The 11,205-nt window shown below is 66.0% G+C and carries 10 protein-coding genes; 3 read left to right on the top strand and 7 right to left on the bottom strand.

The window, feature by feature from the left end; genetic code table 11:
* Nucleotides 1-40: 40 nt before the first annotated feature.
* The 3 genes from KAJ83_RS10830 to KAJ83_RS10820 are packed head-to-tail and all read right to left on the bottom strand — an operon-like array spanning nt 41 to nt 2,632.
* Complete coding sequence (locus KAJ83_RS10830; protein WP_210682085.1) at nt 41-952, bottom strand: IclR family transcriptional regulator; 912 nt, start codon at nt 950-952, stop codon at nt 41-43.
* Nucleotides 949-1,794 carry an IclR family transcriptional regulator gene (locus KAJ83_RS10825; RefSeq protein ID WP_210682084.1) on the bottom strand — a complete coding sequence of 282 codons (846 nt, stop codon included), beginning with the start codon at nt 1,792-1,794 and terminating at the stop codon, nt 949-951. Before KAJ83_RS10825 ends, KAJ83_RS10830 begins: the two co-directional genes overlap by 4 nt.
* A 52-nt stretch (nt 1,795-1,846) precedes the next feature.
* On the bottom strand, nt 1,847-2,632 hold the full coding sequence (locus tag KAJ83_RS10820) for an enoyl-CoA hydratase-related protein (protein ID WP_210682083.1): 786 nt from the start codon (nt 2,630-2,632) through the stop codon (nt 1,847-1,849).
* Nucleotides 2,633-2,935: 303 nt separating this feature from the next.
* Here KAJ83_RS10820 and KAJ83_RS10815 point away from each other — a divergent pair, with 303 nt between their 5' ends.
* Complete coding sequence (locus KAJ83_RS10815; protein WP_210682082.1) at nt 2,936-3,895, top strand: TAXI family TRAP transporter solute-binding subunit; 960 nt, start codon at nt 2,936-2,938, stop codon at nt 3,893-3,895.
* A 113-nt stretch (nt 3,896-4,008) separates the two neighbouring features.
* Entirely contained in the window at nt 4,009-5,997 is a 1,989-nt protein-coding gene (locus KAJ83_RS10810) for a TRAP transporter permease (protein ID WP_210682081.1), read from the top strand.
* Between the two features lie 63 nt (nt 5,998-6,060).
* Here the strand turns inward: KAJ83_RS10810 and KAJ83_RS10805 are convergent, their stop codons facing one another.
* The 4 genes from KAJ83_RS10805 to KAJ83_RS10790 are packed head-to-tail and all read right to left on the bottom strand — an operon-like array spanning nt 6,061 to nt 9,629.
* Nucleotides 6,061-7,173, bottom strand: a complete 1,113-nt coding sequence (locus KAJ83_RS10805) for an NADH:flavin oxidoreductase/NADH oxidase (protein WP_210682080.1) — start codon at nt 7,171-7,173, stop codon at nt 6,061-6,063.
* Entirely contained in the window at nt 7,173-8,312 is a 1,140-nt protein-coding gene (locus KAJ83_RS10800) for an acyl-CoA dehydrogenase family protein (RefSeq protein ID WP_210682079.1), read from the bottom strand. The genes KAJ83_RS10805 and KAJ83_RS10800 overlap by 1 nt, the downstream gene beginning before the upstream one ends.
* Nucleotides 8,309-8,794, bottom strand: a complete 486-nt coding sequence (locus KAJ83_RS10795; protein ID WP_210682078.1) for a MaoC/PaaZ C-terminal domain-containing protein — start codon at nt 8,792-8,794, stop codon at nt 8,309-8,311. The genes KAJ83_RS10800 and KAJ83_RS10795 overlap by 4 nt, the downstream gene beginning before the upstream one ends.
* A 34-nt stretch (nt 8,795-8,828) precedes the next feature.
* Nucleotides 8,829-9,629 carry an enoyl-CoA hydratase/isomerase family protein gene (locus tag KAJ83_RS10790; protein ID WP_210682077.1) on the bottom strand — a complete coding sequence of 267 codons (801 nt, stop codon included), beginning with the start codon at nt 9,627-9,629 and terminating at the stop codon, nt 8,829-8,831.
* A 196-nt stretch (nt 9,630-9,825) separates the two neighbouring features.
* Here KAJ83_RS10790 and KAJ83_RS10785 point away from each other — a divergent pair, with 196 nt between their 5' ends.
* Complete coding sequence (locus KAJ83_RS10785; RefSeq protein ID WP_210682076.1) at nt 9,826-11,202, top strand: acyclic terpene utilization AtuA family protein; 1,377 nt, start codon at nt 9,826-9,828, stop codon at nt 11,200-11,202.
* Nucleotides 11,203-11,205 lie beyond the last annotated feature (3 nt).

Below are 11,205 nucleotides of genomic sequence, written 5' to 3'. Positions count from 1 at the left end.
CGGCGGGGCTGGGCCTGGGGAAGGCCGGACGAATGCGGGTTCAGGGCGTGTGCGTGTCGTCGCGGAAGTCGCCATCCTGGAGATGTCGCTCGATCTCCCGCGTCATCTCGACCAGCCGCTGGCCGATCTCCCGTTGCCGGGCGGCGTTCAGGTGCCGGGCCGGCGCCCCGCAGGCGAGCGCGTAGACCGGCGACCCCCCCGGAAAGACCAGCGGTGCCGCGACGCCGTTGATATCGGTGAACCAGCTTGCCTGGGCGGAGGTATAGCCTTGCGCCGCGACCTCCCGGCGGCCGGTCTCGATATTGGCCTTGATCTCCTCCCAATGCTTGGCATGGCGTTCGCGCAGCAGGGTGTAGAGGTAGGTCAACTCGGCTTCCGGCAGGGGGGCGATCAAGGCGTGGCCGGTCGCCGTCCCGGCGAGCGGAATGCGCGAGCCGACCTCGAGGCGGAGGGTCATCAGCGTCTTCGTGCTGTGCGAGACCTCCAGTTCGATGACGTCGAGCCGGTCGCGCGCGGCGAGTGAGGCATGCACGTTGAAGCTGTCCGCCAGTTCCGCCAGATAGGGCCGGACCAGGTCGCCCAGGCTGAAGGGTTCGCGCGCGGCGAAACCAAGGCCGAGGATCGAGGTGCCGAGGCGATATTGCCGTCGCCGCGTCGAGTAATGCAGATAGCCGAGCGACTTCAGGGTCTGCAGCAGGCGCGACGTGGTCGGCTTCGGCAGATCGACCCGCTCGGCCACCTCCATCCCGTTCATCCAGACCTGTTCGGAGGCGCCGAACGCCTCCAGCACCAGGAGGCCCCGGCCCAGCGCGTTCACGAAGTCGCGGTCCTTGGCGACGATTCCGCTTTGCCGGCGGCGGCGTACGCGCGTGCGCGGCGGCTCGTCCTCGCCGCCGGCCTCGCTCGGGTGCCCCTTGTTCGATTGGTTGGTCCTGTCCCCCTTCATCGTCATTCGTTCCAGAAGGTGGCGCCGACTTGATCCATGCGTCGGCTGATCTCGCTCGACACTGTCAGCAACTCCGGTCCCAGGGTCTCGTGGAACTTCGTGCGATCCATGCCCAGGCGCCGCGCGCCGCAATTCAGCGCCAGGATCGTGTCGCCCTGGTCGAGCCAGACGGGCGCGCCGACGGCGAATATCTCCCGCCGCCACGAGCCGAAGGAGACGGAAAAGCCGCGTTCCTCCACGGCCGCGAGTTCCGTGCGAAGCTCGTCCTCGACGCTGTCCGCGTCCTCGCCGGCCTCGGCCCTTATCGCCGCGATGCACTCGCGGCGGCGTTCGTCATCGAGCGCCCAGAGATAGGCCCGCCCCATCGCGGTCCTGGCCATCGGCACGAGATAGCCGACGCGCAATCGCATCGTCACCGTCTCCGGCCCGGAGCAATAGTGGAGATAGATCATGCGGGTACCGTCGCCGATGCCGAGCGCGACCGACATCTCATGCTTGTCGGCGAGCGCCTGCATCAGCGGCTCGGCCACCCGACGCACCGGCAGGCTGCGCAACAGCGCATGGCCCAGATGGGTGACCTTGTCGCCCAGATGGTACTGGCCGTGCGGGCCGACCTGCCGCAAGTACCCCATCTGCGCCAGCGTGTAGGACAGCCGCGCGACGGTCGCCTTGGCGAGACCCGTTCGGGTGGCGATCTCCTTATTGCCGAGCGGCGCGTCGATCGCATGGAAGGCACGCAGGACCGCCAGGCCGCGCGTTAGCGAAACCACCTCGGTCGATTCCGACGTCTCCTTGCTATCCTTTGGGCGATCCTTCGCGGGATTCGCCGGGGTATTCGCTGCTGGCATGCGGGGGAATCCTCGATGAACAATCCGGCGGGTGGTCCGGTCCCGTCGGTTGTTATCGGCCTTTCCAGACCGGTTGGCGTTTCTCGGCGAAGGCGCGGGGCCCCTCCTGCGCATCCTCGCTCGCATAGACAGGTTCGTATATCTGTTGTGCGTGCTCAAGACCGGCCGCGCAACCGACATCCATCGTCTTCAGGATCGATTGCTTGCCGGCCATGACGGAAAGGGGCGCGTTGTCACGGATGGTTTCCGCAAGGACGCGTGCGCGTGCGCGAACCGCCTCCAGGTCCGGCTCGACATGGTTGACGAAGCCCAGCGCGTGAAGCCGCTCGATCGGTTGAAGGTCGCCGGTCAGGACCATTTCCATCAGCATCGGCTGGGGCAATTGCCACAATAGCGGCATGGCCCAGGGCGAACCCCGCCCCCGTTTCGTCTCCGTGATGCCGCCCCGGGTCCCGGACAGCCCGACCCGAATGTCGGCGTTGAGGGAAAGCATGAAGCCGCCGGCCGCGAAATGTCCGGTCATGGCGGCGATGATCGGCACGCGAACCGCGCGCATGCGTTGGTGGAAAGGGTCGCGCAGGAGGGTGAGGACGTCCACGCCGCGCGATTGTCGCAACTCGCTCGCCTCCTTCAGGTCCATGCCCGCGCAGAAGGTGCCGCAGGCGGCCGCCGTCAGGATCACCACGCGGATATCGTCGCGCGCGTCGACCGTTTCCCACAGATCGTGGAGTCGCTCGGCCGCGGCGACGGACAGGGCGTTGCGCCGTTCCGGCCGGTTCAGGGTTATCTCCGCGATGCCGTCCGCCACGTCGAACAGGACGATATCGTTCGCTTCCATGCGATCCACTCCCTATCGGAAATCCGGGTCTCCTTAACGATACGGACAGTAGCAGGCTTCGAGGAAAAATCACAATGCGGAATTCTATTCCAAAAAATGCTTGAGTCCTTCCGTGACCTCATGCAATGGTTCCGGCGCTGGAAAACGAAAACACTGTCGTCGCGTTCGCGTGCCGTCCGTTGCGGATGATCTGGGCGGATGATCGGGGTGGCGGACGTGAATACGGGTGGCGGGTGTCTCGCGGCGCCCGATACGAATAAGACAGCCAAGCAACCGATTGCGATCAGCTACGGGAGGAAACAGGTGCTCAAGAAACTAGGCTATACGATCTCCGGGGCGGCGCTTTTGCTCGCGGCCGGCACGTTCAACGCGGCCAACGCGGATTCGAAGACGCTGGCGCTCGGCTCCACGAACGCGACGTCCAGTCACTATCAGATCGCCGTCGGCATGGCGCAGGCGATCGAGGCCAATAACGACGACATGACCGTTTCGGTGATCGAGACGGGGGCCAGCGTCGACAATGTGCGCCGTTTGACCCGTGGCGAAATCGATCTCGGCCTGGTCGCGGGCGACGTTTTCGTTCAGGCGCGCAACGGGCTCGGCCAGTTCGAGGGCAAGGCGGTCGACGATCTCGTCGCGCTCTACCCTTATTCCGACTCGGTCATCAACGTCGCGGTGCGCGAGGATTCGGGCATCACCACGCTGTCCGAACTCGACGGCAAGGCGTTCGCGCCGGGCATTCGCGGCAGCGGCGGCGAATTGCTGATGACGCAGAGTCTCGCCCTCTTCGGGGTGGAGCCCGACTATATCTACGGCACGATCACCGATGCGATCGAGGCGGTCCGGAACGAGCAGATCGTCGGCTACAGCAAGTACGCGGCCGCCAACCGGGTGGACGCGACGCTTCAGGAACTGCTGACCTCGGTGGATATGCGTATCCTCGGCTTCTCCCCGGAGGAGCAGAAGATGGTGAAGGAAAACATCCCCGGCGTCGGCTTCACCACCCTGCCGGCGGACTTCATCGAAGGAAATCCGGAGGTCGTTACCCCGTCCGTGCCGATCGTCTACGCGACCCGTCTCTCCCTGATGGACGAGGACACCGCGCGTAAGATCGCCCAGGCGATCGATCAGAAGAAGCAAATCCTGATCGACGTGTGGCCGCAGCTCAAGGACTACGATTTCCGCCAGTCGATCCTGTCGACCCGCGATATCGGCATTGCCGTCCATCCGGGGGCGATGTCCTATTGGGAAGCGGCGCAGTAAGCGCGCCCAAGCGTCGATGAACCGACCGCCCGGCCTTTGCAACGGGCCGGGCGGTCGGCCATCGCATCCTACCCGCGTTGTCCCGCGAACAAGCATAGTGCCAGGGTATCGATATGGCGGAGAACCTGCCTGAGCGCCGTCTCCATTCCGGCATCGACCGCGTGCTTCGGCTGATCCTGGTCGCATACGCCGTCTTCCAGACCTATACCGCCTTCTTCGGCTCCCTGGAGCCTTTGATTCAGCGCGGCATCTTCCTGGGGCTTGGCCTCGGGTCGATCTTCCTGATCATCCGGTTGCGCGCCGGGGACGGGAAACACCCGCTGCTCGCGGATCTGGCCAGCATCATGCTGGCGCTGGCCGGCTATTACGTATGTTTCCACGTCGCGCTCGGCGCCACGCGGCTTTCGGACTTCATGGTCGACTTGACCTGGTGGGACCGGCTTCTCGGCATGGCGGCCGTCGTGATCGTGCTGGAGGCCGCGCGCCGGACGATCGGCTGGTTCCTGCCGCTGCTGGCCCTGCTCGGCATCATCTATTACCTGTTCGGTCATCAGGTGATCGACGGGACGTGGCAGCCGCCGCCGGTCTCGCTGTTGACCTTCATCGAGACCTATTACGCCTCGACCGAGACCATCTTCGGCTACATGGTCGATATGGGCACGCGGGTGATCGCGATCTTCATCATCCTCGGCGCGCTGCTGCTCAGCACCGGCGCGACGGAAATCTTCATCAAGCTCGCCACCATCATCGCCGGGCGCAGCTATGGCGGCCAGGCCAAGGTCTGCACCGTGTCCTCGGCGCTGTTCGGCACGGTCACGGGCTCGGCCGTCGCCAATGTCATGGCCATGGGGCCGGTCACTATTCCGACCATGCGCCGCGCGGGCTATCGCGGCAGTTTCGCCGCCGCGATCGAGGCCGTCTCCTCCGCCGGGGGGCAGATCATGCCGCCGGTCATGGGCGCGGGCGCCTTCATCATGGCCGAAATCCTGAATATCCCGTATTCCCAGGTCATGACGGCCGCCATTATTCCGGCGCTGCTCTATTTCACCGTGCTGTGGTTCAGCGTCGGGATGAGCGCGCGGCGCCTCGACATCCGTCCCCTGGCGGCGAGCGAGATGCCCCATTGGCGCGAACTGGTCGATCCCTATACCGCGCTGCCGATGTATCTGCCGGTGGTCAGCCTGATCGCCCTGCTGGCGATGGATTACACGCCGACGCTCGCCGGGTCGGTCGCCGTTTTCGTGCTGCTGGGGACGCTGCTGGTCGTCCGGACCGTGCGATGCCTGCTTCAGGAAGGGCCGCGCGGCTTGATCGGGACCTACCGCACGCTTCTCGGTGAAATCCTGGAAGGGCTTTACGACGGCGGCAAGGCGATCGCCATGGTGGCCGTCCTTCTGGCCTGCGCCGCGATCGTGGTGAAGGTGCTGACGGCGACCGGCGCGGGCGTGAAGATATCCGGCTTCATCCTCTCTCTGTCGGGCGAGAATCTGGTGTTGGTGCTGATCCTGACGGCGGTTCTGGCGATCCTGCTGGGCATGGACGTGCCGACCACGGCCTCCTATATCCTCGCCTCCGCGGTCGCGGGACCGATCCTGATCAATCTGGGGATAGAGCCGCTGAACGCCCATCTCTTCATCTTCTATTTCGCGATCATGTCGGCGATAACGCCACCGGTCTGCGCCAGCGTCTACGCGGCGGCGACGATCGCGGGGGAGAATTTCTGGAAGGTCGCGGGGCACGCGGTCGTGATGGCGATCGCGCTCTATCTGATTCCCTTCCTCTTCATCTTCCGCACGGGCGTCCTGATGGAGGGGACGGCGTTCGACGTGATTTACGATACGGCCGCGACCTGTCTGGCCGTGGTGTCGATCACCTGCGCCTCGGCCGGTTATCTGCTCGGCCGGGCGACATGGCCGATGCGCATCATGCTCTATGTCGGGGGCGGGATGCTGTTCTATCCGGCGATCTGGACGGATGCGGCCGGCGTCATCGTCTTCGCGGCCGTCGCCGCGATGAGTTGGCTGCGTGGATCGACGGCGCGGCACGCCGAAGTCGCCACCAATGAGGACGCCGAGGGGAATGCCAGGGGGGACGCGCGATAGCGCGACGGGTTCGGTCCGAACTCGTGAAACCCTGAGAGCGAACCCGGATAGGATCGGAAAGAGTCAGCCCCGGATATGCGCGGCGCGTTCCCGCCGGGCAAGCCACCAGCCGAAGGGCCTCGGCCAGAGCGCATAGCCCTTCGTCCCCATCAGCGCCGTGGCGGCATCATTCGCCCAATTCGGGTTCACCAGCATCTGCCGGCCGATCGCGACCAGATCGGCGCGGCCGTCGCGGACGATGTCCTCGGCCTGACGCGGGGCGGTGATCAGACCGACCGTCATGGTGGGTACCGCCACCGTCTTGCGCAGTCTCTCGGCGAAGGGCACCTGGAAACCCGGCACGCGCGGCAGCAGCATCTCCTTCCGGGGTAAAGTCATTCCGCCGGAGGAGCAGTCGATCAGATCGACGCCCGCCGCCTTCAAACGGCGTGCGAGATATTCCGACTCCTCGATCGTCCAGCCGATATCGACCCCGTCGACGGCCGATATCCGGCAGGCGAGCGGCTTATGCTCCGGCCAGGCGGCCCGCACGGCCTCGACCACGGCCAAGGGAAAACGAAGACGGTTGTCGAGGGGGCCGCCATGCTCGTCCGTTCGGCCGTTGGAGAGTGGGGACAGGAAGCTGTGCAGCAGATAGCCGTGCGCCATATGAATCTCGACCATGTCGACCCCGGCGCGGTCGGCGCGGCGCGCCGCGTCCCGGTAGGCGTCGATCAGGCGCGCCATGTCCGTCTCGTCCAGCGGTGCCGGCGCATGCCCGCCCGCGCTGGCCGGGCGGTCGTCGGGGCCGTGCACGATCTGCCCGGGCGCGAGCGGGACGGGCGCGAACCCGTCCCAAGGCGGGGCGGTGCCGGCCTTTCGCCCCGCATGCTGAAGCTGCAGGCCGACCGCCGCGCCGCCGGCATGGATGGTCTCCACCAGGGCGGCGAGGGCCGCTTCCTGATCGTCGCTCCATAGGCCCAGGTCGAAGGCGGTGGAACGCCCGTCGGGCGTGACGGCCGTCGCCTCCACCATCACCAACCCCGCCCCGCCGAGCGCGAAGCGGCCCAGATGGACCCGGTGCCAGGCACCGGCCAGCGCGTCCGGCGCGGAATATGTCTGCATCGGCGAAACGGCGACGCGGTTGCGCAGCGTCAGGTCGCGCAGCCGGAACGGCTCGAACAGGGCGGGCGTCATCAAATACGCATCGCCTTGCTGATAATCGCGCGCTGGATCTGCGAGGTGCCGCCGCCGATGGTGCATTGCATGCCTTCGCGGAAATAGCGTTCCATATCCGCCTCCGGCAGCATCGAATGCCCGCCGAGGATCTGCATGCCGTTGCGCGAGACGGTCTGCAGCGTTTCCGAGGCGAACAGCTTCGCCATCGCGACCTCCTTGGTGCAGGGATCGTGGCGCGCGGCCATCTCCGCGGCGCGATAGACCATCAGCCGGGCGGCATCGACCTGGGTCTGCATGTCCGCCAGCATGTGCCGGATGACCTGGAAGTCGAAGATGGGGCGGTCGAACTGGCTGCGCTCATGGGCATAACGCAGCGCGTCGTCGACGGCCGTCTGCGCGTTGCCGACATAGGCGGCGGCGACCGCGATGCGTTCCAGTTCCAGATGGTCGGTGATGATCTCCCAGCCCTGACCCTCGGCGCCCAGCAGGTTCGCGGCCGGCACCCGGGCATCGTCGACGAAGATTTCCGTCGTGCCGGTGGATCGCCGCGCGAGGGTCGGCAGCTTGCGGATATCCAGCCCCTCGGTGTCGTTGGGCACCAGCAGGACGGACAGGCCCTTGTGCTTCGGCGCGTCGGGATCGGTGCGTACCAGCATCGCGATCTTCACGTCGCGCGCCGCCGCGCCGCTGCACCACAGCTTCTGACCCTTGATGACGTATGAATCGCCGTCGCGGCGCGCGCGGGTACGGGTGGCGGCCGCGTCGGAGCCCGCGCTCGGCTCCGAGATCGAGATCGAGAAACGGATCGCGCCGCTCATGAAGGGTTCCAGATAGGCTTCCTTCTGCGCGTCCGTGCCGAACTTGACGATATTCATCGCCGTGAAGGTCGGCACCAGGACGGAGGTCGCGAAGTCGAAGCCGAACTTGCCCAGCCCCTCGCACATCAGCGCGTAATCGAAGATGTCGCCGCCGAAACCGCCATGATCCTCCGGGATGAGAAGGCGCAGCCAGCCCTCGGCCGCGATCCGCTCATAGGCCTCGTAGGGATAGGCGCGCTCCATGTCGTGCTCGCGAATATATTCGCGCGTGATCTCGTTCTCCATGAAGCGGTCGACGGTCTCGCGCCAGGTTTTCTGTTCGCTGGTGAGGAAGTTCATGATTCCGGGAACTCCATGCTTGAGAAGGGATCGGACCCCGTCGGGGCCAGCCGTTGGCCGCGGATCAGAAGGCTGAATTCGCAGCGCAGGATCGTTTCGTGCCGTTGATTGACGCCCAGCAACTCGCTGACCGCGACGCCGGCTCCGTCCTTCTTCGCCCGAAGATCGATGATCTTCGTGCGCGCCCAAACCGTGTCGCCGATGAAGCTCGGTTTCAGGAAGCGCAGACGGTCGACGCCGTAGAAGGCCTCGACCACGGTCGAATCGAACGGGATCAATGCATTGACGATGGCGAAGACAAGCGAACCCTGGACCAGGCGCTGGCCATAGAGCGCCGATTTCGCGAATTCCGTATTGGCGTGGATCTCCAGCCAGTTGCCGGTGAGCATGCAGAAATTCACGACATCGGTTTCCGTCAGGGTCCGGCCGCGGGAGGTCTTGACCTGGCCGACCTCCAGCTCCGGGAAGGGGTGATCGATCATGAGGGCTCCGTCATTCGATACGGGGTTCGAGGGGTTATCGGCCGGTCCAGCGTGGTGCGCGCTTTTCCGCGAAGGCGCGCGCGCCTTCGCTGGCATCCGCGCTGGCATAGACGGGCCGGTGGATTTCGGCCGCGCGCGCCAGACCGGCGGCGCATCCGAGATCCATGCCGGCGGCGAGGCTGGCCTTGGCCGCGCGCACGGACAGCGGCGCATTGGCGGCGATCCGTTCCGCGATTGCCCGGGCGCGGGCTCGGACGGCATCGGCATCCGGCTCCAGATGATTGATGAAGCCATGGCGTGCCAACCGCTCCATCGAAACGGGGTTCCCGGTCATCGTCATCTCCGCCAGGATCGGTTGAGGCACCATCCAGAGAAGCGGGACGGCCCAGCCGGTGCCGCGCCCGAACCGCGCTTCCGAGATCGCCATCCGCGCGCCGGCCACGCCGACGCGAATATCCGCGCCCATGGCCAGCAGGACGCCGGCGCCGTGGCAGTCGCCCGATAGGGCGCAGACGATGGGTTTCGCGACCGCGCGCATGCGGTTCTGGAATGGATCGGTCATCCGGGCCAACGGATCGTCGCCGGCGGCGCGCAGCGCATGCATTTCCTTCAAATCCATGCCCGCGCAGAAGGCGTCGCATTCGGCCGCGTCGAGTAGAATGACCCGCACCGCCTCATCGGCATCGAGGTCTTCCCAGAGCGCGGTCAGCCGATTGGCCATGTCGATGGAAATGGCGTTCAGACGGTGGGGCCGGTCCAGGGTGACCCGCGCGAGCCCTTCCGCGATCTGGACGCGCACGGGCGGTGCGTCGTCCTTATCCCCTTCGGGCTGCATGGCTTGGCGGTCCTCCTGCCTTCGGCGGCGCCGGTTTCGCATGCGTGCGCGGTCCGGTGTCCGATGCGCTGAAGAGTATGGAAGGGCCGCCGAAGCGTCAAACAAATTTCCATCTTGCGGAACATGGTTCCGAAATAGTAATCATGCCGACGGTGGACGCGCGGGCCGGCGCGACGCTCGATGGAACAGGAAAGGCATGGTGCAGGATATGGGTGGACAGGTACGGATCGGGGCCGGCTCCGGCTTCTGGGGCGACGCGCTCGACCCCGCGGTCGAATTGCTGGAGCGTGGCAATCTCGACTACATGTCGATGGATTATCTGGCGGAACTGACGATGGCGCTCCTCCAGCGCCAGAAGCTGAAGGACCCGCAAAAGGGCTATATCCCCGATCTGCCCACCCATATGCGCGCGCTGTTGCCGTTGGCGAATGCCTCGGGAACGCGGCTCGTCTGCAACGGGGGCGGGGCCAATCCGCGCGCGGCGGCGGAGCGTATCCGCGAACTTGCCCGCGAACTCGGCCTCGGCGGCATGCGCATCGCGGTGGTGGAAGGCGATGATCTTCTCGGCGCGCTCGACGATATGCTCGGCTCCGGCGCGGCGTTCGAGAACATGGATACCGGCGAAACCAATCTGGCCGGCATCCGTAACCGCATCGTCGCGGCCAATGCCTACACCGACAGTTCGGCCATCCAGGCGGCGCTCGCCGAGGGGGCGGACGTCGTGATCGCGGGCCGCGTATCGGACAACGCCCTCTATGTCGGCCCGCTCATGCATGAGTTCGGCTGGCGCTACGAGGATGCCTATACCGACCGGATCGCCGCCGCGATCACCATCGGCCATGTGGTCGAATGCGCGGCCGCGACGACGGGAGGCATGTCCTCGCGGTTCGACGAGATGCCGGATATGGGCCGGGTCGGTTTCCCGATCGTGGAGTTCGACGCGGACGGCACGGCCGTCGTGACCAAGCTGGAGGGCACCGGCGGGCGCGTCGACGCCTTCACGGTCAAGGAGCATCTGACGTATGAGATCGGCGACCCGAAACAATATCTGATGCCCGACGGTATCGCCGACTTCACGACCGTTCGGATCGAGGAGGTGGGCAAGGACCGCGTGCGACTGTCCAACATGACCGGCCATCCGCGTCCCGAACGTCTGAAGCTCGTCATCGGCTACGAGGACGGATGGGTCGGGGAAGGCATGCTGTTCTTCCCCTGGCCCTATGCCTTGGAGCGCGCGGAAAAGGCGCGGGAAACCCTGCTTCAGCGCTTCGAGCGGCTGGGCCTCAAGGCCGATCAGATGCATTTCGATCTGGTCGGCGTCGATATGCTGCACGGCCCGGCCTCGCCCCGGCCGGACTACGACCCATCGGAGGTCGGTCTGCGCGTGGCGGTCCATACCGAGGATCGCGCCGAGGCGGAGAAGGTGCGCCGCGCCTGTTCGCAACTCTGGATCATGGGGCCGGGCGGCACCTCCTTCGGGGCGCCTCAGAAGGCCCGGCCCGTCTTCGGCCTGTGGCCCACCCTGGTGTCCCGCGACCTCGTGCGTCAAACGACCGATATTCTGGAGGCTTGACCC

Origin of the sequence: Marivibrio halodurans, from assembly GCF_017963645.1 — a bacterium.
In the GTDB taxonomy this organism is placed as follows: Bacteria; Pseudomonadota; Alphaproteobacteria; order UBA8366; family Aestuariispiraceae; genus Marivibrio; species Marivibrio halodurans.
The sequence above is the reverse complement of the archived record's forward strand: the minus strand, read 5'-3'. Positions and strand labels throughout refer to the sequence as shown.